The sequence below is a fragment of the Bacillus sp. GW823-FHT06B01 genome, assembly GCF_058952315.1.
On the sequence record NZ_JBXAHR010000001.1, the window covers coordinates 763,446 to 790,029 of the forward strand.

Annotated in this window: 20 protein-coding genes; 2 read left to right on the plus strand and 18 right to left on the minus strand. The window is 32.4% G+C overall.

The window, feature by feature from the left end; translation table 11 throughout:
- The 6 genes from AC1Q8N_RS03995 to AC1Q8N_RS04020 form a co-directional block, all read right to left on the minus strand.
- Window positions 1-1,607, minus strand: a 1,607-nt coding sequence (locus AC1Q8N_RS03995) for a M60 family metallopeptidase (protein WP_493521083.1), incomplete at its 3' end; no start/stop codon positions are given.
- Window positions 1,608-2,118: 511 nt separating this feature from the next.
- A complete protein-coding gene (gene hblA, locus AC1Q8N_RS04000; RefSeq protein ID WP_001038658.1) occupies window positions 2,119-3,252 on the minus strand; it encodes a hemolysin BL binding component B in 1,134 nt (377 codons plus the stop codon).
- 31 nt (window positions 3,253-3,283) lie between these two features.
- A complete protein-coding gene (gene hblD, locus AC1Q8N_RS04005) occupies window positions 3,284-4,513 on the minus strand; it encodes a hemolysin BL lytic component L1 (RefSeq protein ID WP_170957036.1) in 1,230 nt (409 codons plus the stop codon).
- A gap of 55 nt (window positions 4,514-4,568) precedes the next feature.
- Entirely contained in the window at window positions 4,569-5,894 is a 1,326-nt protein-coding gene (hblC, locus tag AC1Q8N_RS04010) for a hemolysin BL lytic component L2 (RefSeq protein WP_493521084.1), read from the minus strand.
- 701 nt (window positions 5,895-6,595) lie between these two features.
- Complete coding sequence (gene bla / locus AC1Q8N_RS04015) at window positions 6,596-7,522, minus strand: class A beta-lactamase Bla1 (protein ID WP_420920687.1); 927 nt, start codon at window positions 7,520-7,522, stop codon at window positions 6,596-6,598.
- Window positions 7,523-7,752: 230 nt separating this feature from the next.
- Window positions 7,753-9,888, minus strand: coding sequence for a peptidoglycan D,D-transpeptidase FtsI family protein (locus tag AC1Q8N_RS04020; protein WP_431098518.1), 2,136 nt, complete (start codon window positions 9,886-9,888; stop codon window positions 7,753-7,755).
- Window positions 9,889-10,281: 393 nt separating this feature from the next.
- Between AC1Q8N_RS04020 and AC1Q8N_RS04025 the strand changes: the two genes are divergently transcribed.
- On the plus strand, window positions 10,282-12,006 hold the full coding sequence (locus AC1Q8N_RS04025) for a peptidoglycan D,D-transpeptidase FtsI family protein (RefSeq protein WP_098132527.1): 1,725 nt from the start codon (window positions 10,282-10,284) through the stop codon (window positions 12,004-12,006).
- Between the two features lie 46 nt (window positions 12,007-12,052).
- On the opposite strand, the gene AC1Q8N_RS04030 is transcribed toward AC1Q8N_RS04025, so the two are convergent.
- The 7 genes from AC1Q8N_RS04030 to AC1Q8N_RS04060 form a co-directional block, all read right to left on the minus strand.
- A complete protein-coding gene (locus tag AC1Q8N_RS04030) occupies window positions 12,053-12,880 on the minus strand; it encodes a hypothetical protein (RefSeq protein WP_001060748.1) in 828 nt (275 codons plus the stop codon).
- Window positions 12,870-13,403 carry an RNA polymerase sigma factor gene (locus AC1Q8N_RS04035; protein ID WP_000393076.1) on the minus strand — a complete coding sequence of 178 codons (534 nt, stop codon included), beginning with the start codon at window positions 13,401-13,403 and terminating at the stop codon, window positions 12,870-12,872. Before AC1Q8N_RS04035 ends, AC1Q8N_RS04030 begins: the two co-directional genes overlap by 11 nt.
- A 600-nt stretch (window positions 13,404-14,003) precedes the next feature.
- On the minus strand, window positions 14,004-15,974 hold the full coding sequence (locus AC1Q8N_RS04040) for a penicillin-binding transpeptidase domain-containing protein (protein ID WP_098067819.1): 1,971 nt from the start codon (window positions 15,972-15,974) through the stop codon (window positions 14,004-14,006).
- 454 nt (window positions 15,975-16,428) lie between these two features.
- Window positions 16,429-17,049, minus strand: coding sequence for an SGNH/GDSL hydrolase family protein (locus AC1Q8N_RS04045; protein ID WP_116480648.1), 621 nt, complete (start codon window positions 17,047-17,049; stop codon window positions 16,429-16,431).
- Between the two features lie 175 nt (window positions 17,050-17,224).
- On the minus strand, window positions 17,225-18,334 hold the full coding sequence (locus tag AC1Q8N_RS04050) for an acyltransferase family protein (RefSeq protein ID WP_098132529.1): 1,110 nt from the start codon (window positions 18,332-18,334) through the stop codon (window positions 17,225-17,227).
- A 547-nt stretch (window positions 18,335-18,881) separates the two neighbouring features.
- Complete coding sequence (locus AC1Q8N_RS04055) at window positions 18,882-20,195, minus strand: D-alanyl-D-alanine carboxypeptidase family protein (RefSeq protein WP_098077050.1); 1,314 nt, start codon at window positions 20,193-20,195, stop codon at window positions 18,882-18,884.
- A 265-nt stretch (window positions 20,196-20,460) separates the two neighbouring features.
- Window positions 20,461-21,120, minus strand: a complete 660-nt coding sequence (locus AC1Q8N_RS04060) for a CatB-related O-acetyltransferase (RefSeq protein WP_000682543.1) — start codon at window positions 21,118-21,120, stop codon at window positions 20,461-20,463.
- Between the two features lie 453 nt (window positions 21,121-21,573).
- Here AC1Q8N_RS04060 and AC1Q8N_RS04065 point away from each other — a divergent pair, with 453 nt between their 5' ends.
- On the plus strand, window positions 21,574-22,044 hold the full coding sequence (locus AC1Q8N_RS04065) for a DUF5065 family protein (protein ID WP_098077048.1): 471 nt from the start codon (window positions 21,574-21,576) through the stop codon (window positions 22,042-22,044).
- Window positions 22,045-22,638: 594 nt separating this feature from the next.
- Here the strand turns inward: AC1Q8N_RS04065 and pepD are convergent.
- The 5 genes from pepD to gpmA form a co-directional block, all read right to left on the minus strand.
- Window positions 22,639-24,108: a beta-Ala-His dipeptidase gene (gene pepD / locus AC1Q8N_RS04070; protein WP_431098526.1), complete on the minus strand. Its 1,470-nt coding sequence runs from the start codon at window positions 24,106-24,108 to the stop codon at window positions 22,639-22,641.
- 142 nt (window positions 24,109-24,250) lie between these two features.
- Complete coding sequence (spoIISB, locus tag AC1Q8N_RS04075) at window positions 24,251-24,427, minus strand: stage II sporulation protein SB (RefSeq protein WP_000852619.1); 177 nt, start codon at window positions 24,425-24,427, stop codon at window positions 24,251-24,253.
- A gap of 75 nt (window positions 24,428-24,502) precedes the next feature.
- Window positions 24,503-24,628, minus strand: a complete 126-nt coding sequence (locus tag AC1Q8N_RS04080) for a hypothetical protein (protein ID WP_000588712.1) — start codon at window positions 24,626-24,628, stop codon at window positions 24,503-24,505.
- 94 nt (window positions 24,629-24,722) lie between these two features.
- Complete coding sequence (locus AC1Q8N_RS04085) at window positions 24,723-25,460, minus strand: type II toxin-antitoxin system SpoIISA family toxin (RefSeq protein WP_116480647.1); 738 nt, start codon at window positions 25,458-25,460, stop codon at window positions 24,723-24,725.
- Between the two features lie 334 nt (window positions 25,461-25,794).
- Window positions 25,795-26,532: a 2,3-diphosphoglycerate-dependent phosphoglycerate mutase gene (gene gpmA / locus AC1Q8N_RS04090; protein WP_064449141.1), complete on the minus strand. Its 738-nt coding sequence runs from the start codon at window positions 26,530-26,532 to the stop codon at window positions 25,795-25,797.
- Window positions 26,533-26,584 lie beyond the last annotated feature (52 nt).

A 26,584-nucleotide genomic window follows, 5' to 3' on the forward strand; every position in this document is an offset into this window, starting at 1 on the left:
CCATAAATGTCTTTATTATATACTACTTTGCCTGATGCATTTTGTACTTTAATACTCGCATATGTTTCATTAAAATAGTGATGCGGTATTCCTGCTTTTAAGTCTACTTGCATTTCTTCTGCTGACTTATTGAAATTGATTTTGGCAAACTCAAAATCACTAATCCCTTTCATTGACCATGCAAACTGGCTTCCTTCTAAAATATTATTTGCATTAGGCACATCTGGTTTAATCGGATTAGAATCCGTCCCCTTCCAAATCTCTGCTGTTAAAACCGGATATCCTAATGCAGCCACTTTTTGAATGGTATCATTATTTGGACGTAATCCCCACTTCTCAAAGAAAGGCATCAAATTTTGTTTGGCTACTTTTGATGCTGAGATCATAAATAATTGTTTTTTATTTTCATCAGTTTGTGGAAGTTCATTAGAAGGCATATCTCTATACAATTGATGCAGTTTAGGATAGAAGTCTTCTCCATATGCTAACTGTAGTTGCCAAAGCATAACAAGCTTAACAAAAACATCACTAACTTCGTCATAATTTTTATTAGGTTGTTCTAAGTATTGAAATGCCTTAGTATAAGCACCCTCTTGTTGCAATCTAAAAGGTTGATTAGATGTAAATGCTTTTTCTACAGAAAGGCTGTAAATATTATTTTGTACTTCTGTCATATTATAAAACTTCCAAGGTGATTGCTGTCTCAAATGCCCTGCCTCATGCCATGGACCCCAACCATCTTTTATAAATTTATTAATATCTAACACGTATTGGATTGCGTCTCCCACATATGCGGTTCGATAAGAAGTTGCATACATATAATAATCAGGAGAATGATTTTCTTCTACGTAATGAATATAATGTTTATCTGCTTGTTCTTCGGATAATCCAGCTACTTTGTCTTGAATTCGGGTAGCTTCATCCATCTTTTTTAAGAGTTGTACAGGATCTGTATTAGAACCAAGCAAATATTTCTTAACACGTGCAGGGCTGGCCGTAATTAATACACGTTCTCCTTTTAGCTCCACTGCATGTGCATTTGGATTTTGGTTCAGCATGTCTATTAAATCTTGTTTCGTATGCTTGCCTAGTTCAAAGAAAGGAGTAGTCGTTCCACCAGTTGTGACTGTTGTTCGAATGGTACCACCTTGTTGTTTATTGTAAAAATAAATCATTCCTCCATTTGGAGATTGGATTGTGTTTATACCTGGTTTTAATGTAAATGATTTTATTTTAGAATCTTCTCTCCAAGAAGCATCATACGAATACGTTCCAATGTATGCTTGAATATTTTCATTTCCTTCTACATTAATCGTTATTTGTTCATTTGGCTTTGCATATAAACCAGTCGGTTCATATGGACTAAATGCCATACTTTTTCTTTCCTGTTGTTTCAATACCTCAACATCCCCTTTTCCTGGGACTGTATATGATCTGTTTTCTAATTTAACTGACTTTTCCTCTTGCAATGATGTCGATATTTTATTTTGCTGCTTTGTTTCCTCTGCAATGATATCTGTTGTAGAAATCATTGCAGTCGCAAGCATAGTTACTGTAGCGGTGGCTGCAAGTATTTTTCTAGTTTTATATTTTGAGTTATTCCCCATATTATCTCCCTCATTTTCCCTTAGTACATGTAAGGACTATTATTTTATTTATCATGTTTTTACATTAAAAACTATTTACGCTATTTATGTTGTATCTAATACTCTATTTTTTCTCATAATAGTCTCCTTTTCTTTATTTCTAATTGTTTATAAATGTTATTTGATGACACATAAAATAACAACTTTACGATAAACTCATCAATAACAACCTATTATGTTTTGATTTAGTATTCTTAACTTCCATCTAATTGTATAAAAGTATTCAATTAGGAAAATAAGAATATAAAGCTCACTAATCATAGATTAGGTTTTACGGAAAAATTCATAAAAATCATTCACCTTAAAAATTCAAACTTGTATAACTACTTTCTACATATAGGATGGAATTATAAAAATATTTCAATAAAACAAAAGACAGAGGCCTGATTATACCTCCGTCTTTTCAATTTATAAAGAACAAAAAATCATTTTATAACTGTATAAGTGCCCTTGCAACAAATACCGTATTCCGCTATTTTTTTGAAGAAACAGGATCCATTTTTAATGTTTTTATCCCTTCTTTTAATGTAAACGCATCCGCTCTCAATGTTTTCCAACTATCTTTCGCTGCATTCAAATTAGGTTTTAGGAATTTGAATTTATTTTGATCCGCTTTTTGGGATGCTTTATCAATATGACTAAGCACTCCCGAATATTGAGAATCTAAATCATGCCATTGTGCAGACATATAGGTAAGTGCATTAATAGCCGATCCAATCGCATTGTGCATTTCATTAATATTATTATACGCAACACCAACTACACGATTTAATGTTACTTTATAATCTATAGTCTGACGTAATTGTGCTAACAATGGCTCTAACGTACCTAAATTATTTCTTGCTACCCCTATCATTACACCACCAGCAATCCACGTAGGAATTGAGGGAATTGATACAGTTATTATTCCATCTGATTCTACTTGTTTAAAATGTCTAACTTGCTCTAAAACTTCATTTAGGCGCTTTTCATCTTCATCAATTCCAGATGCTTGGTTTTTCAGAATCGAATGCAAAATATCTTTATGACCTCCAAATGCCCGGACATCTTCTCCAATACTATCTCTTAACTTAGCTAGTTCTTGTATTAAATTCTGTGTATATGCTTGATTTTGTTTAATCTCACCTTGTAAATCTGTAATGCCTTCTTTTAATGTGTCTGCATCCCCTTCATTAATCGCTTCTACTAATGTGTCATAATAATTGTCGAATTTAGTATCATACTCTACAATCCCCGTCAGTGTATCTAAAAGTTGTTTTTTTATGTGTGAATCCCATTTCGTAGCATGCTCTCTTGCATTCTTTTGATCTTGTAGAATTTGACTAGGTAGATTTGTATATCCTTTAATGTCAATTCCTTCAAAGTTAACATCTGGGTTTTTAATTAACAAATAAGAGTAATCATTCATAGATTTTGCAAATACTCCAGCATCTTGCAAAGCTTTTTTCATCTTTTCGCTGTTTACAGAAAGAGATATATCTTCGGTACTAGTTTGTTCCATTTTACTTTCACTTGCGAAGGCTGCCACTGGAGAAACTACAGTAGTTGTTGTCACAGTTAAAAACGTCGATAAAGCAAGTAGTTTATAAGGAAAGTTTTTATTCATTTTAATTCCTCCTATACATATATATTGATTTTTAGTTTGTTTTTTCTTGTTTAAAAGCAATGTCTTTTGAAATGAATTCTGCATCCTTATGAATATCATTCCAACTTTGTTTTGCAGCCTTTAAATCATCAGGTATTAAAGACAGTTTATGTTCTTGCATTTGGTCGATATTATCATATAGATCTTTATAATTCGCTCCCATCGTATTCCATTGTTGCTGAACATTCGTTAGAGACATGATTGCTTGATCCACTGTTTGATACAAATATGTCAACGTGTCTTTTGTATTAGTAAGTGAAATAACTGCTTGGTTAACAAGATCGGCTTTCATACTTAATTCTCCGATTTTATTAGAAATTTCATTATAAGAGTTCATATGATTAGATGCCGCAACACCAGCTGCTGTTCCTAAACCGATACCAGCTGCCCCTAGAGCTGTTAGACCACCAACAACAGCTGGTGTCGCTGTGCCACCGGTCACAACAATTACTACCGCTCCTGCAATCGTTCCAATAACTAAAATAGCTGCTCCTAATCCACCACCAATTGACCAGGCTAATACATTATCAAAATGTGCTTTCTGCGTAGAACGTAAATTCTCAATTTCGGCCTGAAGTTGTGGGACTAGTGCTTGTTTTCCCGCTAATATAGCCGTTAATCCCCCTTGTCCATCTGGACCTCCAACATTATTTTTAAAATCTACAGTATTTGTATACAACTTTGTTTTGAAAGCTTCTAACATCTTAATAACTTCCGTAACTTCATTTGAATTTGTATGAATTGTACCGATTAAATCCCCTATTCCTTCTTTGAGGCCCGCCTTATCTTTCTTTTTTACAGTATCTACTAGTGTGTCGTAATAATTTTGAAATTGTTCATCATAATTTACAATATTACGTGCTGTCTTTTGAATGTTTGGCTTCGCTGTATCTAGCCAGTAATTTGCATTGATTCGTGACAGTTCCTGATTCAGGTGAATGTTTTTAATTAATTCTCCCCCTCCTGAACCTAATTCAATGTTGGATAAATTTACATTCGGTTGCTTAATCATTGTTTTTGCGTACAAATCCATTACAAGAATATGAGAGCCTGTTTCAGCCAATACTTTCTTTAACCCTTCAGGTCCTAACGCATAATTTTCTATTTGCTGTTCTTGTGCTGTCTGTTCTTGTGCAAGTGCATGAATAGTACTACCATTCGTAGCAGTTATAACCGTTGCTAAAGTGGCCAAAGTTATGACCTTAAATGGAAATTTCATTATTTGATTCTCCTCCTTATTTTCAGTTGCATTATAATTTTTTGTTAAACCTAATTTCTTAATATTGAAATTTATTAACTTGTTCTTCGAGTTGATTTATTACATTCTTTAGTCGTCTTAATGTATCTTTTTGAGACTGAGTGTTATTCGTATCAACTTCATTCGATAATTTTGTAATACTATTATTTATTAGATTCAAATCCTCTTTATAACGTTTCATTAGCTCAATCTCTCCATCTACTTGATTAGCAAATGTATGCAAATCATTTTGCATGAAAAGAATCATTGATTTTTGTAAATCTGCTACTGTTAATTTAGTTGTTAAGTCATATAATTTTTGATTTTGTTTCTCTAAATCATTTAAATATGCTCTTTGCTCTGCTGTTAGTTTATTAATTTCGGCAAAGGTACTATATGTTTTTTTAATTTTTTCAGGATCAATCACTTTCATAAGATCATACTCTTTCGTTTTTGTAACTGCAGCTGCAGCAATTTCACCTTTTTTACTTTTCTCTATCGCTTCACGTGCTTCTTTTTTGGCAGCTTCAATTTCTATAACTGATTTTCCCTTTTCTGTTGCTTCTTGCTCTGCTTTCTTCTCTGCTTCTACAATAGCATTGTTTATTTCTTTTCCTTTGTTATACGCCACTACTGCGGTTTGAGCAGCCGGTTCAATGATATCTTTTGATAGACTATAAATTTCTTGGAATACCTTTAGCCCTTGTTCATTTAAAGCTCCTGGTAATAATGCTATTTGCTGTAAATCATTTTGAATTGATTTTTTTGTATTTAGCATTTCATTTTTTAACTTGTCTATTTTTCCTGTTCCCTCTGAACTAAGTACACTCTGTGCTTTTACCACATCTGTATCAAGATTTTTCAGTTTCTTATCTACCTGTAGTTTAAGATCTGTTAACTCATTAATCTGACGTTGCACGTTTTCTTGGTTTGTTGTAGTCATATCTTGAAGAACTTCCAGTCTATCTAAAAACCCTTCTTTATCTTCCTTATTATCTACAAATCCTTTTAATGTTGGATAATAGCTATTAAATTTGGTTGCAAATCCTTTACTTTTTGAATTTAGTAGAATTAATTTTGGATTTAGTTCTGAGGACCACTCTTTCATATCTTGTTTAATTAGAAATTGAGTTGTATTTAAAGATGGAACTTCTTCAAGTTGCACATTCGGACTTGCTAAGGCTCCATCTATAAAGGTTTGTGTTAATTTGGAGTGTGCACCTATTTTTCGTAATGCTGAGGAAATATCTATATTTTCTTGTTTCGTTTCTGCCTGAACGGTTGGCGTTGCGAGAGTATTGATAGGAATAGTCGCTCCAGTAACGATTGATGTTATTAAAAATCCTGTCATAATTTTATTCTTCATTCCGTACACCTCTTCACTATTGTTTTTTACAGTTTTAATCGTAAATGTTGTACAACCTAACGTTAGGATTTCTTCACACATACTTGAGGATAGAGATTTTTTCAAAAAAGTAATTCCATCTCGTTTTTTATTTATTTTTGAAAAAATATAAGGACCTTACTTCCCCCTCATTTTAAACACTATGTTTTTCATAAGTAAACTAGAAAATTGCTTTTGTTAAATTTGATTTTTCAGATATTTATTATTCAAATTATAAAATATTATATTTAAAAAAGTTAAATCCAAATTTCATTTCATAAAGTGAAATAATTATACTATGATAATTAAACATAAAAATCCTTTTATTCACCAAAACCTATATCAATCCCTCATTCAAAAATGATTTTAATATAATTTAATAGTAATTGACGCATATGTGTCTTTTAGATGGATATGTAAAATTACATATCCATCTAGGAGTAACTAGCATACATACGCCAACAATATTATTATCGTATAAATAATAATATTGTTACTACGAACACCACAGGAGAAAACTCCCCTCATGCACTCTAGGGGATAGAATGTCTATGTAACAAATTTTTTTACTTATATACTTACTATTCATTATAGAAATACAAAAAAGCGATTCTTTTCACATGAAAAGAATCGCTTTCTAGGTTCATATTATCAATTACGTTACATAAAGAATTGAGAAATTATCATTTAAGAGCCTTAACTATCATTTCAGTTGCCTCTGCAATTAGTTGATTATCATAGGTAGCCTCTTTCTCATCTTTACTAGATAAAATTACGATGATAATGGGTGCTCTATTTGGCGGCCAAACGATAGCAATATCATTTCGTGTCCCATAACTTCCAGCTCCTGATTTATCTCCAACTATCCAGTCAGTTGGTACGCCTGCACGAATAAGTTTGTCTCCTGTAGCATTTCCTTTCATCCACCCTGTAAGAATGTTACGTTTATGAAGCGGAAGCGCATTTCCGACCGTAAAAGCTTTCAGATTCGTAGCAATTGCTTTCGCTGTACTAGTGTCACGAATGTCTCCTGGAATAGCCTCGTTTAATTCTGTTTCAAAGCGATCAGACATAGTAACCCGATCACCCATCTGCCTAAGCGCTTTTTCATATCCTTTCGGTCCGCCTATTTTGTTAAATAAAATGTTCCCTGCAGTATTATCACTGTTACGAACAGCAGCCTCAGCAATTTCTCCTAGTGTCATTCCAGTATCTATATGTTTCTCGGTAACAGGTGAATAATCCACTAATTCTTCTTTCGTATAAGTAATAACTTCATTTAATTTCTCAGTAGAGTTTTGCTGTAGTAATACCCCTGCCGCTAACGCCTTGTATGTTGATGCAAAGGCAAACCTTTCGTTAGGTCGATAAGAGATTGTTTGATTTGTACCAGTATCAATCGCATATACACCTAATCGTGCATCGAATTTTTTCTCAAGTTGAGAGAACTCTTTATACGTCGCCTGATGTTTATGCTTCACTTGTCCTGTCTTTTCTTTCGCCTCAACTTGCAATGGCCCTCCTTTAAAAGCTTCTAAGCTTGTAAGACTTAAACTTAATATACCAACGCATATACCTATTTTTAGCATCCTCTTATTTTTCAAAATCATCATTCCTTTCAAATTTTCAACATCTGTTTTTATACGTACACATAATAGACCATCTAAGAAACAAGTTTGTTCCATAAATTTAAAACTTTTTAACTAGTAGCCAAGATATTAACAAAATAAAAGATAGCAGCTACGAGCGCCGCTATCTCTTATTTCACATCTCATTTTTTTACTTATAAATACCTTTATATAAACAGGGTCTCTTCCCTGAGAAAAGTACTAAAATCTTACTAATTTTGCTTAGAAATACCTGTACTAGGAGCTCCCCCCTGTATACGTTGCTGTTTCAAATCAAAGTATACATCTAAAACTTCTTTTCCAATTATAGAATTAATTCCACTTTTATCGTTATGAAGCCATGGAACTACTACAGAAAATGCTACTTCTGGATTATCATATGGAGCATATCCAACTAACGTTAAGTTGTAGCATTCCATACGTTCTCCTTTTGCATTTCTACCAATTGGATCATCTCCACCATAAACAGTTTGAGCTGTCCCTGTCTTTCCTGCTGGTTTATATGGCGCGTTTTTGAAATACTTCACGCCAGTTCCATCACCTTCTTGGAATACCCATCTAAACCCTTCTTTTATCCGATCAATATGTTCTGTCTTCATATCAATTCGATTTAATACGACAGGCTCTATAGAGCGTATAACTTTGCCAACCTCTTCTTCTTTTATTGATTGCTCTCGTATTTCTTGTACAATTTGAGGTTGCATTCTATACCCCCCATTAGCAATCGTTGAAATATATTGCGCCAATTGCAACGGTGTATACGTATCATACTGCCCGATAGAAAAATCTAGTAAAAACCCAGGCTGACTATCTACTTTTCTAGTTTGTCCAATTATTTCATTCGGTAAATCAATACCTGTTGGAACTCCTAATCCAAATTGTTTAAAATAATAGCGCATCGTATCAAATGCTCCTTGTTTTATATCCAACGAACCATTTGGTACGTAATTAACTCCCGCAATTTTTAAAGCTGTCTGGAACATGTATACATTCGAAGATACTTGTAGTGCTCGTAAATCATTAATATTACCAAATCCGGATACATTCCACGATTTCTTAGCTTGTGTACCTTTAAATTTCATAGGTGCATCATAAAATTGATCTCCTGGCTGTATTGCCCCTGTCTCATATCCAGTTAATAAAGTTGCACCTTTTACAGCTGACCCTAGCTCATACGAGGTTGTCATGTTACCTAATGCCAAATCTTCAATCTCTATTTTCCCTTCTTTTTCTACAATCTTTTTGCCTGCCATAGATAAAATCTGTCCGTTATTTGGATTCGTCATGACGACAAAAGCTCGGTCCAACAGTGGCTCTGAACTCTTAAACGCTCTCAAATTTTTCTCTATACTTTCTTCCACTTTCTTTTGTAATTCCATATCAATCGTTAATGTTAAACTATTACCACTTTTTCCTTTAGAGATTATTTCTGTGTTTATAATGTTTCCTGATTTATCAGTAATGTTTTTCACTTCTTCTTTTGCACCGTGCAAGACATCTTCATATCGTTGTTCAATATAACTTTTTCCTACACGATCATTTCGGTTATATCCACGTACCAAATAAGAATCTAAGTTTTCTTTCGGTAATCCTTCTTCACTACTCGTAATATTACCTAACACGGAACGAAATAGATTACCATTTACATAATTACGTTCCCAATCAACTGTTGCATCTACTCCTGGAAACTCAGCAAGGCTTTCACTTATTCGCGCATACTCTTGATCTGTTACATCTTTTTTTATAATTTGTGGTGTTAGTTGATAACCTGAACTCATTTTACTTTTAATAGCTAACACCTTTAAATCTTGTGCTGTTAATTCTGCCAATTCTAATTCTGTAACACGACTTCGTCTTAAGTCTTCTATTTTTTTATCTAACTCTTTTCCTTCTATTCCCTTATCTTTTAACTTTTCTATATCTTTTTTAGTAATCATTGTCTCCGCACGTTTCGTATTCAACTGCATCCAAAAATCTTTTTTATCGATATCTGTTAATTTATTTATATCTTGTTCAGACATTTCAAGTACTTTCGCTAAGTTGTTTGCTGTTTTTAAAATATCTTCACTAGTAATTCCCTTTACCCTTGTATACGTAATCGTACGAAGAGATTTATTATTAACGACTATTTTCCCTTCTCGATCTAGTATTTGTCCACGTGGAACTGGTATACTAGTTGTTTCATTTTGACTGCTCTCCACTTGGTTCTTATAAGCCTCTCCCTCAACGATTTGTACTTTTCCTAGCTGCATAATAATGGCTGAGAATAGTAGAAATATGCAAAGGAACATTATATTTAATCGAATAGATATATATGTCTGCTGCTTTGTTTCTTTTTGTTTTTTCATAAATCCTCCATATAATTCTTCCGGAACTCCTCACTAATACTTAGTAAATAAATACGTTCCCTATATATTAGAAATCACCATTCAGTTATAAATAGTGTCTTATCTTTTTTTCTACATCCTTGTAAGCATCAAGCCTTCTTCGTTTAGCCGCGTAATTGATAAATCCCCTTTCCTGTTTTTCTCTCTATTTTTTTATTGCTTGCATTAGAAATGCTAAACTGTATAATGACTCATATTAAGCTTACACATAGACTTGCTAGTAACTTTTCATACTAATTATTCCTTTCTTCATGCTGTTATACTTAATAGACAACCTAAATAATAAAATTGTTCCACATTTACAAAAAAAATAATTAACTATAAGATGAAATAGGCTACATAAGGGAGGGTTATATGTTACATATAAAAAGATGGAGATTTTTTGCGGTTCTTTCTATTGTAGGTTTGATTTTACTAATTTTATTAAAAATCAACTTCATCTCAATTACTATCGCAACTTCTTCAGCTGAAAGAGGAAAAATTTCCGATCAAAATGGTGTAATACTAGCTACAAATAAGAAAGTTAAGTCTCTATATTGCACTTCTAATGATGAAAAGGTATCGAATCAAGATACATCAAACACATTAGCTTTTTTTAAACAATTTTCAAACGAGTTTCAACATGACATTTCGGCAGAGGACATAAAATCACAATTACAACAATCTTGTAAAAAGCAGACTATGAATGATTTACCGTTATACTCTGACATAAATGAGAGTGAACTTACATTCATAAACAAGAACAAACCCAATAATGTAATAATTAAAGATGAATGGATTCGATATTATCCTAAACACGAAGTTGGTTCACAGCTAATTGGGTATGTAGAAAATGACCTTAATTCTAAGTATGGACCCGTTGGAAAAAGCGGGATTGAGCTGCAATATGAAAATGATTTAAAAGGAAAACCCGGAAAAACTCTTATTTTTAAAATGAATAATAAAAAGTTCTTATGGAACATTCAAAAAGTACAAAAAGGAAAAGATATCCGGCTAGCTTTAGACTCTAAGTTGCAGCAAAAAACAGAGGAAGCATTAAGATCTCAAATCAAGAAAATAACTGATGTTAATGCTGGTTACGTTGTGGTAACCGATGTGAAAACTGGCGCAATTTTAACTATGGCCAACTCAGCAGTGTTTGATCCAAATACATTATATGAACAAGTATCATCTAAAAAAGAAAACATCAAATCACTTTCGCAAAATAAAGCAATTCAAAAATTAAAGTATGGTGAATCTTATGTAAATATGGCCTCAACTATAAAGCCACTTACTATTTTAATTGGATTAAACGAAAAGCTTTTTCAACCTGAAGATACTTATTTAGATAAAGGTACTTTTCAATATGATAATCAAAATAACATTACGAATGCACCTGGAACTCCAACAGGTGAGATTACACCGAGGCAGGCTATCATTAATTCATCTAACACATTTATGACAGCAAAAGTAGCTCTACCCTTATTCAACCAAAATAATGGGAATATAGAAAAAGTTGCACATATATGGACAGAGTATTTAAAACAATTCGGCCTTCGTTCTAAAACCGGGGTTGATTTACCTTTTGAAGAAGACGGACAATATGAATTTCATCCAACAAACAAGTTTGAAAATGGTATCTCCGCCTTATTAAATGCCTCTTGGGGAGGAAATGAAGTACACACGCCTCTTCAACTTGCTCAATATGCAGCAACTTTAGCAAGTAAAGGTGATAAATATAAACCTCAAATCTTAAGTGCTATTATTGATCAAAATGGTAAGGAAACCAAAAAGTTTAAACCAATTTTAGAAAGTTCAAATCGTTACCCGGTGAAATTTTGGAGTGTCGTGCAAGGTGGGATGAGCCAAAATATAGAGGAAATTAAAAACTTACCCTTTCATGTCGCAGGTAAAACAGGCATAACAGGTGCTCCGAATGAGCAAGAAAGAATGATAAACCATTCTCTTTTCATTGCATATGCTCCTACGGAAGATCCACAAATTGCCGTTTCTGTCGTTATTCCTGGTAGTAATTCAGAAAAAAACATTGCTGCTCTCGTTACATCAGAAATTTTAGAGTACTGGAATACTCTTCAATAAGAGAATAAAAACAAAGAGGAAGGTTCATTAAAGTGAACCTTCCTCTTTACCATATAGAATCTATATTCATTATTTTCCATTTACCTTCATGATCCTTTTCGAACATGAAAGAATATTTAATATCAGTTAAAACATACTCTTTTTGTACATATCCAGTATTACCGCTAATTGTCGATACTTTTATATATCCATTATTCTGCACTTTTTCTGGAATCCAAGCTTTTACCATTTCATTAGATACTTCATATAAAACTTGTGATTCTCGCTTTGGTTCAGCTAAAATTTTCGTTTTATTTCCAGTAACAGTTGCATATATATAATGCGCTTGCTTTGGTTCGTTACTTTCTGTCAATCCACTTGGTACTTTGTATACTTTTTTTGTATCATTTGCAAATTCTCCCCCCATTGTAAGAGCGACTTGCAACTCATGAAAAATATCTTCATCAAACTTCAATTCATCCTTCTTATAACTCTTCCCTTTAAATAGAACTTCATCATTTAACGCTCTATACAAGTCATTTTCATTTTTTGAATTTGTACTTTGATATAATTCATTCATAAATTGTTTTAATGTTGGATCTTGAGCAGACTCATCTTTAGTTTTAGGCTTAATTTGTGTACTACTTTGGACCGGTGATTTATTATCATCAAGCCATGGTTGTTGAACGATAACAAATAACATTGTACAAACCAAAACAACTACTATAGGCAATGCTCTTTTACGAAACGGTCTTTTATGTTTTACAAGATCCGCTTCATTATTTTCATATATAGACTGCTTTATTTTAAAAATAAACTCTTCTTCATCTTTACGATTCTCCATTGGGCCTTTTTTTAATTGTTTATACCAGTCAGGATTTTGTTTATTGTTCATCACTACTACCCTCCCCTATTAATTTTGAAACCTTACTTCTCGCTCGGCTTAATCTAGATTTTACAGTTCCAATGGATACTCCTAGTGTTTCGGCCATTTCTTCATAAGATAATTCATATTTCGCGTCTAAAATTATTATTTCACGGTGTTTTTTAGGTAGTTTTAATACAACATCCCACACTTCATTCATTTCCTCTTGATTAAAAAATTCTTTTTCTGCCGATGGAGATTGCTTATCATCACTAAAAAAACCTACTAATGATATCCTTTTAAAATAGGAGGATTTCAAATAGTTTATTGCTGTATTTCTTGTAATTTTTAATATCCACGTTTTAATAGATGACTCCTTTCGAAATGAATTCCAATTTTTAAATACCTTTATAAATACATCTTGCGTGATATCATCTGATAAGTGTGGATCTTTCGTAATAATAAATGAATAATTCCATACATCTTGCCAATAGTCTTTTATAACATAGTCAAGCTCATCATGAATACACTTTTCAATAAACGTCTCTTCCATTTCCACACCTCGAACTTATTTGAATAAAGATAAAACTGCCCTCACTTTTATTATGGTTTCAATATATAGACAAGATACAAGTTTCATTTGTTCCGTTCTTTATCTTTTTTTAATAAAAAAATCCTCCTAAAAATGTAAAGGTGTGCAATTACTTTCATAAAATAATCATCTATACATTCTTTTACATGACAGGCTCCGAAAAAACAAGTAAAGCATACAATGTTAAAAATACACTCATAAAAAATCTGATTATTATTTGTGCATTTCACGCAACACTCCACTTGTATCACTTTTTTTCTTAGAGCATACTTATTTGTGTGCTCTATTTATGTTTTACTAAATAACTGTTTTGTTAACGTTTATAATTCCCCCTCACTTGTCCCTTTCAATTTGTTTTACTCTTCTATTTACTATTAGCAATACCAACCTTTCAAAAATGAAAACAAAGATGTGTTATTATCTTTATTCAGCCACAACAAAAAAGCATTCTCGATTAAGGAGAATGCTTTTTCGAAACTTAATTGTTCTTTGTATTGCTCACTTTATACCTTCGTGTTAAGCAAACAATGAATGTAGTAAAAGATTTCACCTTATAGTTACTTATTTTTTCTGAAAAACATGTTTTACTTTTTCGCCTGGAACGTTACTCCCCCCTCTTCCTTTTACATCTTCGATCATCATGGTAACGATCATGTCGGGCGCATTTGCATCAAAAGCTGCAAACCATCCAAGTTCTTTTCCGTCTGCTTCTTTCGACTCCTTCAGTTCTGCTGTACCGGTTTTACCAGCAAGAGTTATACCATCAACCTTAGCAATTCTCCCCGCGCCATCAGGGTCATTAATGACTTTTATTAATGCGCTCTTTAATATCTCTTGATTCTTTTTAGAAACCACATTTTCTTTCCAATTCCCCGCTACTTTTGTTTCTTTTAAAAGATGAGGCGACGGAATATTCCCTTCATTCACAATCGGTGCATATGTTAATGCTAAATGAAGTGGTGTCATTAATACTTGACCTTGTCCATATCCCGTGTCTGCTAGTTGAATATCATTTTTTATCCCATCTCTTGCAATGATTGAAATAGGAAATTCGTATTCGATTGGTAATTTTTCATGAAATCCGTATTTCTTAAATTCATTTACATACTGGTCTTTTCCCATTTTCAAAGCTTGTTGAGCAAAATAAATATTATCAGAGTACTTCATTGCCTTATCAAAATCAATTGGACTAGCTTCCTTCACACGTGTTACATAATAATTTCCCCAAGATGAATCTTTTGCCCACTTTAATCCTTGAATTTTAAATTCTTCCTTAGGGTTTATAGTGTTTGTTTCCAAACCAATTGCACCAGTAATCGTTTTAAATACGGAACCTGGTACAAATGCTTGTGTGAAACGATTCATCATTGGTAGTTTCGAGTCGTTATTCCATGCTTCTCGTTGGGCTTTTGATGCTCCTCTAACTATTGTATTTGGATTATAAGCAGGGCTACTTACAAGTGCAATAGTTTCACCTGTTTTAGGATTGACCGCTGCACTAGATCCTGCTTCATTTTTCATCTCATTAAAGATTTTTTCTTGAATTGCAGCATCGATTGTTAACGTAACGTTTTTCCCTTCTTTTGCTTCTTTTTTTGCTACATTTTTAATCTCTTTTCCATTCTCATCTTCTATAAATACGCGTCCACCTTTTTCGCCACGCAATTTATTCTCTAATACTTTCTCTAAACCTGTCTTACCTACTAAATCATCAGCTTGATAACCTCTTTTTTGAAGCGATTTTAACTCCTCTGCATTCACCTTTCCTATATATCCAGTTAAGTGTGCCGCTGCTTCTCCTAATGAATACGTACGAATATTTACTGGGCGAGATGATACTCCTTCTAATTCAATATAATCATTCTGTCTAGTTCCCTCTTTTAAAATCCCAATTGGTACAAAGGAGTCTGGTTTTATCCATTTCGCTGTAAGCTTCTGATTGACCTCTTCTATAGACATATCCAGTAACTGTGCTACTATTTCTTTTGTTTGCGCTGCCGTTTCGCCTAGTTTCTCTGGAATAATTCCAACCTCAGTCGCTTTACCATTCGTTGCTAGACCCTTCCCATTTCGATCATATATTTCTCCGCGTTTTCCTTGTTCTATTTGCATACGTACTTTGTAATCTTTTTTCATACCTGGAAAAATGAAATCTGGTGTCCAATCTATTTTCCAAGATTCTTTTTCTTTCACAAGTTTTGCTTCATGGATAAATGAAGCTGTTCCTCCATCCGTATCCATCTTAACTTCAAATAGAAAAAGTTCTTTATCTTTAGCATTCTCTCCTTTCGTTTTAATTTTTAAATTCTTAACGCCAATACCTTCATAAATTTTTTGATATTTCTCGGTGAATTCCTTTTTAGAAATCGTTTTTTGGGCATGTTCTGATAAATGATCATACATATTTGCGAATTTTTTATCATTCCATAAATTTATATATTCTTCAAATGCTTGTTTTGGCGGTTCGTTTTTATTACATCCTACCAACATAACTGCAAAACAAAAGAAAACCAACATCCATAATTTTTTCAATTCAATCTTCTCCCTTAGTTAAAAATATTTATTCCTTTCTTGATATATTAAATAAAAAATGGTGTAACGCTTAATAGACAGTGTAAGTAATGAGATTGTTCCATATTTACAAAAGAAATTAATTTATGGTTCAGATGCATTCGAAGGGGAAGATTTTAAAATTCTTACAAATAAAAAAGCGGATCTATTTAGCAATCGGTGTCATTATTAGTGCTGTTTTAACAATTTTATTTAAAATACCTTTTAGTTTGAGTTCTCCGCTCTTATCTTTTTTGTAGATATTTGAAACAAAAAAGACCCCTTATACTAAGGGTCCTACAATAGAAAATAACTAAGTATAAACAATAAAAAGAATTATTGAAAGTATAATTTATAGGCGCTTTATATCCTTCTATTTCGCATCAAAACCCCTGCGCTGTATGCGACAGGGGATTCGATGCGTTCATTCTAAAGCTTATTTAGAAGAGTCATGTACAGGCAAACTACTAAAAATCAATTCAGCAACTTTTACATATCCTTTTGAGTTTGGATGAATCAAATCCGTAGACCAAAGCGTATTATCGTTTACTAAATGATGATTCCAAAAGTCAACATGATGAAGCTTATACTCTCTACTCAGTGAAAGAATAATTTCATTTGCCTCTAATAATTGTTCTTTTAACACTTGTTTTTTTTCAGAAGAAATAGGTAGCCGAACTGTAAAATCTGGAAGGTTTGCTATAATAATATCAGCATCTGTTTTACTTAATGTATCTATCATAAATTCCATTTCGTTCTTATATTCTTGATGATTCCAACGTCCTTTTAATACATCATTTGCACCTGCAATTAAACTAACCAAATCTGGATTAAACGTTAATGCCTTTTCCAATTGCTGTGAGCGAATTTCTTTAGTTACCAACCCACGTTTTGCAAAATTAGCATATTCTATATCGTTTACACAGAGTTGAACAAAATGATCTACCCAGCTTTTTAATGCTATTCCCTCAACTTCATCCCCTATGCCCTCTGTAAAACTATCACCAATCGATACAAATCGCTTCCACATATGTAGTCCCCCTTTATTATTAACCATATCTATACTATACAATAGCTCACACCGTAATTGTTATTTCTAAGTGGTTTTCGATTTCAATTATATTCCACTTTACTATATTTACATTTAGAATTCAAAATTGACCGATTCCTAAGTATACTTAGGAATCGGTCAATTTCGTATATTTACTAAAGAAATAAAATCTCTCTAGGAATTATACTTTTTTCAAAAAATTGGTTGTTCTTTGTTTTGCCCAGTTTATACATTTCTTTTCGATTAAATGATACGAAATTATAGAAAAAAGCAGTGTCATTGCAATGCACAAAGTAAGAAGGAAAAAGATAGGTATCTTTGTATACAAAAGTTTAAATAGTACCATCATGATTGGAAAATGACACAAATAGATACTGTATGAAATTTCTCCTAAATATACAAATACATTCTTATTTAAAAATGCTTTTACTTTTAGGTTACTCATAGCCATTATAATAAATATACTAACCCCCATTACGACACCCCAATCTTTTAATAAGAAAGTAGTATCATTACGGGAAAAACCATAAATTAAAATGGAATATAAATATAAAATAATCCCTAATGCAATAAGAAATCCTTTTTTAAATTTTTTCATATTCCTATATGAGTAAATAAGTTTTTCCTGATACTTAAAAAGTAACATTCCAACCATAAACATAGATGTAAAATGCAGTGTATCAGCATAACCATTATAAAATCCTTCAGCTTTCCCAATATGCAACATATTAAGAAAAACACTAATGAAAGAAAGGCTCAAAGCAAATAGTACCGTTTTCTTCCAATTCAGTTTATAAAAAAGAAGGAATAATAAAGGAAACACAATAGATATACGTATTTCTTGAGCCAATGACCAAATAACTGGATTATAATTTTCCGTAAAAAAGTTATTAAGAAGCAAAAAGTGGTTTAGAATATCTAATTTTGTTATAGACCCTTGCCACCTATCATAGAACCAATCCCGTAGTCCTACCACTTCATACGACGAAAATAAAATAAATAAAACAAAGGTAACGATTATCCAAAAATAATAAGGAATATAGATTCTTACAAATCTCTTAATTAAATATCCCCAATAATTTGTTTTTGAATGATAAAGTGCCATAGATAACACAAAACCACTTAGTACATAAAAAACGATAACAGCTTCCCCACCCGCCCATAAAAACCTAAGCGGGGAAAATTTAATAGAATTAGGCAACGATGGTAGCATTAAACAAAAATGTCCAAATACCACAGTAAGTGCCGCTAACCCTCGTATAGAATCTAATTCTTTTATTCTCTTACTCATAAAATGTTCTCCTTGTAAATTGTAGATTTTGCTGTTCGTAAAGGCCACTATACGAATGTAGTGGGAGAATTGTACATATTGTTTCTTTAAATTCCTAATATAAGCAGTACAAAGTTAATTTGACCTCCATTTCTTTATATACATAATTTAAAACAAAATATTTAATACAAAGAAAAGATTTTATTAAATTTTTATAAAATCTAATTACAGAAATACGTACCGGGTATTATTTTTTTATTGTCATTTAATGAAAAAATGGATTTTTTTCTTCATGTAACTTTATTAAACTAACTTTGTACTAGAATGCTTTGAATCAAAAAATACATAATAAACGCCATCCTTTCTGTATATTTCTACAAAAAGAATAGCGTTTTTTGATTATATAGATACAAATTTAATTTAGCTTGATAGCACTACCACTACAAATAGTTCTGAAGAGCCAAATTTGAGAATTAATGCAATCTACCATTCCAAGCTATCTACATAAAAATCCATAATACTTTGAAACTCTGTATTTCAGATTAATTTTTAGTTTTATCTTATAAAGTTAGCTTTTTACTATATCAACCGCACTATCCCATATACTGCTAAAGAAAGATCCAATTTGGCGCATAAAACGTGTAAACCAATTTGCTTGTTCTACATCAGATTTTGTTACAAGGTCTATTTGTAATGATTTACCTGATAAGAACCCAGGATCTGTATTATCTTTAGGCGAGATAATCATTTTACTTATTGTTACACCTTTTTTAATAGGCGCTTCTTGTTCTTTATTCGATACTTTAAATTCTTTTTTATAAACATCTTTATTGCTCTTTGGTATTGGAAGTGAAACAGCTTGCTTCGTTTGAACTACTACATCTTTGTCTTTTGCATTTGCAACTCGCAAAGTTTCATGCCCTTTTACTACTGAATCTTTTCCGTAGATATTCTTCACTTCAAAATTCGCAAATCCATAATCATATAATTTCTTCGTTTCATCAAAACGTGCTGTATGGGAGTTTGCTTTTATCACTACAGATATTAGACGCATACCGTTTCTTTCTACTGTACCAGTGAAGCAATCACCGGCTTCTGGAGTAGTTCCTGTTTTCAACCCATCTACACCTTCGTATTGCTTAATTAAACCTTTTAACATCATGTTAAAATTCACCATATCAATTGGATACTTGCCACCCTTTTGGAATGTTTTTTTGGGAATTCTTGCTGTATCTAACATTTTTGGGAAATCTTGAATAAGACGTTGCGCTAAAATCGCACAATCTCTTGCGGACATTTTATTTTTCTCGTCTGGAGTTGTCCCTTCTGGGTGATATCCTTTTAAATCATAGTTTGTTAAGCCTGTAGAGTTTACAAATTTATAATTTTTCATTCCAAACTCTTTTGACTTATCATTCATCATTTTCACGAAATCGGCTTCTTTTCCAGCAATTTCTTCAACTAAAGCAATTGTTGCACCATTTGCAGAGTAAATTGCCATTGCCTCATATAACTCTTTTACTGTATAAGAGCCACCATTTTCTAATGGAACGTTTGATAATGAGCGATCTTGTGAAATCTTATGTGCATATTCAGAGATTTTAACTTTTTGATCCCATTTAAGTTTTCCTTTATCCACCGCTTCATGAACTAAATATTCACTCATCATTTTTGTCATACTAGCAATTGCTAGTGATTCATCCGCATTTTTTTGATATAAAATTTTTCCGGAATTCGCTTCTACTAAAATTGCTGATCCTGCTTCTACATCTAAAACAGGGACTGTTTCCGCTGTTGCTCTTCCAGATGTAACAATTATGCTACAAAATAGTGTAAGCACTGTTACTATTACAATGAATTTTTTGTAAAACATTCCTTTCAATCCTCTTACCTCCAATATATTTTTTAGGATTACAATGAATAGACAATCTAAATAATGCGTTTGTTCCATATTTACAAAAAATAAAACCAGTGTATCCCGATTAAATATCGAGACACACTGGTTTTATTAGCTATCAAGGATTTTAATTATTTAATTCAGCTATTTACTATACTCATACCAGAGATGAATTTTCCTTAGTCTAGACTATTAATTTTTTATAATAAAAAAACTACATCCTATATAGAATGTAGTTTCCCTCACAGATCTATCTATTTTTTACTTCCTTGTTATAAAAATCATATAATAATTCAATAGATGAACTAGATAAAAGCGGCATTGCCTTCTCAACTAATTCTCTATCCCAATCAAACCAACGCATTTCCATTAGCATTTTCATTTCTGTATCAGTGAATCGTTTCTTTATTTCCTTAGCAGGATTTCCACCAACTATTGTATACGGCGGAACATCTTTACTTACGACAGATCCCGCTGCAACGATTGCCCCTTCACCGATTATAACGCCAGGCATAATAATAGCATTCATTCCAATCCAAGCATCACTTTTAATGACTGTATCGCCCTTCGGTTCATATGAATGCTCAATTTGCTCAGCGAATGGATATACTGTAATCCATTCTGAGTGATGATTATGATTACCACCCATTAAAATGACTACTCCACTCGCAATACAAACATAGTTCCCAATAATGAGTTTATCAAGATGCCATCCCATCTGTTCAATTGGATTGAACAGCGCTCGGGACTTAGCATCCCCCCACAAATACCTTACACAGCCATCTTCAAAATTTTGATGACCATAATAACCTGAATAATAGGAGTACTCTCCTACCTCAATGAGTGAATTTGTTACTATATCTTTTAAATACTTTGTTTCTGACCAATGATTAAATAATGGATGCTTCATAACTTTATTCCTCGCTTCTAAGTATTATATATTTTGCTATTTACTTAGAAGCTTACTACGACTGCTACATTTTTTAGCTTTCTCAAACGACGAATCATTGTCTTCAAGCCTTTCTTTTATTATAAAGGAATCATATCGTGATAAATTATATAAGTCAAATTGTAAAATTATGTACTGAAACTTGAAGTATGAATTGAAATTTCATCATTAAAACAATCGAGTTTTCAAATAACAAATCCCAATTACATATAATAAAGATTTCTTAGCTATACATCTAACTTCTTTCTTATATTAGCCTTCACTCCCTCGATATAGTTTTATTATTTATTAATTTGTCTGATAAATCAACAAATGTTAATATGATTATAGAAGATATTATCATCCATTAGATTTCACAGCTAGTTTTTCACAAAAACGATTTCTGAATCCTTAAGTAAATAGGAGGTTTAGAACATGAAACTTTTAAGGCAATCAACAATTATTGGTGCATTGACTGTTGGAGGATTTTTATTTTCAAATACAATTAGTACAATCACACCTGTGTCTGCTGAATCGCAACTTACACAAAAAGAATCACGAATTTTAGATAATTGGCGGTGGCAAAGCTATTTTTTATTACATCATAATGCAGATTTTATAGAAGAGTTAGCAGTTGGTGACTTAAAGCATGGAGATACATTCGATGTTAATATATATACTGGTGGTAAAGATACTGGTATTGTAAAAATATATCAATTGAGTGAAAATGAAAATAATGAAATAAACTTGCATAGATATAAAACCATTTATGACTCAGGTTTAAAACATAATTATGGTAGATTTGTAACACCTATTACTAAGGTTTATAATCCAGGAACATATGTAGCCGTTATGAAACTTGGAGAAAATTATTATTATGGGGGCAGCTTTAAAATCTCAAAATAATTTACATTTATCTCATCAGTAAAAAAATATTGGATACATTTTTATTAGACAAAAATCATTTTAAAAGCTTCTCTACCTTATTTAAGATAGAGGAGCTTTTTGATTGTTTGCCCTTTTTAAGGTTTAAAAAAATTCTTACTTTCTTTATAAATTAGCATTTTTATTCAATAACTGTTTCCACTTCTATAAGTTTTACAATTCAATATGCAATATTGCATATTTTATATGTTTACTCTTTAAAAATGCGATAATTTATTTATACTAATTTATAAAATTAATATTGAAAGGAGAATATTACATGTCTTTCTATTCTTGGTCTCCTCTTATTTTCTTAATAGTTGTTGCAATTATCATTTCTATTCAAAAGGCTAAGAAACAATAATTTATTATGTGGAGGTGTAATAATGTCATTTGCAGCATGGAGTGCAATTTTTATGACTTTAATCGGTGCAATATCCGGAGCAATCTTTGGTACAATATCCTCTAGAAATAAAAGTAAAAATTAAATACTAACGTAAAAAAGAATTTCTAATAAAGATCAATACAAAAAAGTAGCCTATAAAGTTTTATAGGCTACTTTTCATTTCATCCATATTATTTAGCTAATTCTTTCGTACCCTTCATTACATCAACGAAGAATCCCCAATTATTCACAACAGAAGAAATACTAATATGTTCATCTGGTGTATGAACGTTAAAAATGTCTGGACCAAATGCAATTGCATCTAAGTCAGGCATCTTTTGAACGAATGCACTACATTCAATACCTGCATGTACAGCAAATATTTCAGCATCCTTGTTGTATTTTTCTTGATGCACTTTTTCAAACAAATTACGAATTTGTGAATTCGGATTGTATGGCCATTCTGGATATTCTGACTCTATTTCAAATGTTGCACCAACTAATTCGGCAATACATTTAATTTCATTTGCAATATGTTGTTTTAAACTACTGACAGAACTTCTCACTTCGTTACGTAATTTAATTTCATCTTGCAACGTTTCAATAACGCCTAAATTTGTTGAACTTTCTACTAGACCTTTAATATCCATGCTCATACTTTGAATGCCATTCGGAATTAAGAATAATGATGAAATAAGTTGCTTTTGTGTCTCTTTAGCAAATACTTTTTCTACTTTCTCATCCAATTTTGTAAGTGTTACATGAACATCTGGATCAACAGCACGCATTTCTTCTTGTAATACTCTTGTCCATGATACTAGTTTTTCTTCTACTTTCTCTACATCTTCTGTAGCTAATACAATTGTAGCTACACTTTCACGCGGAATTGCATTTGTTTTTAATCCGCCGTGAACTTCACTTATTTCAAATTGAATATTTGCTGATAAATCTCGTAATACTCGTCCTAATACTTTGTTCGCATTACCGCGTTGTTTATCAATTTCCATACCAGAATGTCCGCCTTTTAAACCACCAACATATAGACGGTATGCATCCGTATTCACTGGCGCTTCATCCCATATTACTGGAATTGTTTCTACAGCTTTCGCACCACCTGCGCTACTGACAAGTAATTTATGATCTTCTTCAGAATCGATATTTATAAAAATCTTTCCTTCAAAGTGATTTGCATCAACAGCGAAAGCCCCGCCCATTGTCGTTTCTTCTTCAGTAGTAATAACTACTTCAAGTGCTGGATGCGAAATGTCTGATGCATCTAATAAAGCCATTGCATACGCAACTGCAATTCCATTATCAGCACCTAAAGTCGTTTGATTTGCATATAACATGTCCCCAATGATTCGTAATTCAATTGGATCTTTTTCAAAATCATGTACGGTTGCTTGATTTTTTTCACATACCATATCCATATGGCCTTGAATGATAATAGCTGGTACATTTTCATAGCCAGTAGTTGCGTCTTTTTTAATAATGACATTCATTGCTTCATCTTGAATCACTTCTAAGTTACGCTCTTTTGCAAAACCAACTAAATAATCACTAATTTCCTTTTCATTACCAGATCCTCTAGGAATCTTTGAAATTTCTGCAAAATGATAAAATACAGGGTGCTTTGTTAATTGTTCTAAAGTAGAATACATTTTTAAGCTCCTCTCAAAATGACAAAATAATATGTAAGTCTGCTATCATTATACCATGATTCGTTACTTTCCCTTTCTATTTCATCCTTTAAAATCCACCCTTTAAATATTTAATCGTATAAAAAAAACGAAAGAAAATGCACTATGCATTTTCTTTCGTTTTTTTTGCTCTCATATATTTTGAAGTACCATTATTCATTAATTTCTCTAACCGATTTATATTTTCCGTTAATGCACCTTTCACAAGAGAGAAATCTGTATTTGGTTCTTCTTTTTTTTCTTTAAAAAATGAAGACTTTTGTACGTTTACTTCAGCCATCTCTTCTCCCCCTTTTCAAAAAGATACAATCTTCTATTTATATTATATCGCAAATGTAGACAGCGTGTACACGTATCATTTTCTTTTTAATTCTTCTTCTAATTCTTCTACTTGCTGTAATGTATCTCCTTTTATTAACGAGAAATCTGTTGTATCTTCATTATCTTCTTTAAAAAAATCATTGTCATAATCTTTTATCATTACAATCACCTCTACGTGCTAGTGTAGGAATGATTGTCCGATTTTATACAAGTCCTTTATGTATAAGTGAAAAGGACAGAAGAAAATCCTGTCCTTATTTACTAAAATAACTATGATGTATTGTTAAATTATATACATTTTCAAAATCTCGATCTTGCAGGTTATTTTTCTTCCCATCAATAACAATGAAAACATCACTCACCATTTTTGCTGGTATTATTCCGACATTTTCTACTTGCACCGCTTTCTGCTCATTCAATTGCTCAATGTGTTCTAACGGAACGATAATACTAAATTGAGAACGGATACCACGAAAGTTTGTATTTAATTCCTTTGCCGCTTCAAATACAACAATTTTCGCACCAATCTTTTCTCCGTACGAATCTAAAAATGCGTTTAAGCTCTTTGTATATTCCTCTTCCGTATGCCATTCCATTGTACCGAATACTGCTGGATTGACATTTTGAATAATTGTTGTGTATATTTCTCCTCTTGCTTTAGAAGCAATTAATGACCGTTTTATCGATTGAACAGTCTTGCCGATATCGCTAAATTTCGCTCCCCATATTTCTGAAATATTTGGTGTTAAAATAAATGCGATATCAACGAAAATAACCATTGCAGTGAACATTAAAAGATTTTTCCAGAGGGTTAAATCAATTCCTTTTATCATGAAATACACGGTGACTGATATTATAAACAAACCATACCAAGTCTTTCTAATACGTTGCTTTTTCTCCTCGTACAACTCTTCGTTTCTCCAGTAAAAGAACACAAGAACGAGAAAAACGATTGCTAAAATAAATAAGCCGATTCGAATGTTAGAGATCACCAATGACATCACCCTCCATTCAAAAACTACTCACGATATAATTACATGCACAAGCAGCTCTCTTTATGACAAAAGACGTGGACAAGCTTCTAAATTTAGCAATATCGCATATACATTAGAAGGTACCACGTCTTTTACCCCGCATTAACGGGCAGTAAGACCCCCACCTGAAAATTTAGCAAAAGCATAGAAGTTAGGTAGGGGATCAACTGCCCATAAAAGCCCGATTGGTTCAACTAATAATCAATGGCGGATGCCCCCCACTGATTAAAGTTTCACTTTATCATGAATCTACATTGTATATGTAGACAAGCATGCGTTTCAAATTTTCATGTTAAAAAGAAATATGTTTCGGAATTTCCCCTTCTGGTACTTCTCCGTCCATACTTAAGTAATAATGACGAACCGGACGTAAATCATCGTCTAATTCATAAACGAGTGGAATGCTCGTTGGAATATTTAATGAAACAACACCATCGCTTGAAAGGTTATCTAAGTATTTCACTAGCGAACGAATCGTATTACCGTGTGATGAAATAATTACCTTTTCACCATTTTTTAATGACGGTGCAATTTCTGAATGCCAATAATCAAGTACTCTTTTCTCCGTATCCACTAAACATTCAGTCAATGGAAACTCACCTTTTTTAAGTGCTTTATATTTTGGATCATTCATTTCATATCTAGGATCATCCTCAGTAAGAGCAGGTGGTCTTACATCAATACTTCTTCTCCAAATATGAACTTGCTCCTCACCATATTTTTTCGCAGTTTCATCTTTATTCAACCCTTGCAATGCACCGTAATGTCTTTCATTTAGCTTCCAAGATTTATGTACTGGCACCCAGGCAAGATCCATCTCATGAAGTACAATCCATAAAGTCCGAATTGCTCGTTTTAATACAGATGTATAAGCAACATCAAAAGTATATCCGTTTTTCTTTAATATTGCTCCTGCTTCTCTCGCTTCACTTAATCCATTCTCTGATAAATCTACATCTGTCCATCCAGTAAAACGATTTTCAAGATTCCATAAACTTTGTCCGTGACGAATAAGTACAAGTTTTATCATAATAATTCCCCTCTCGGAAATGTGAATTTTATTGTTCCATTGCGTACACGTA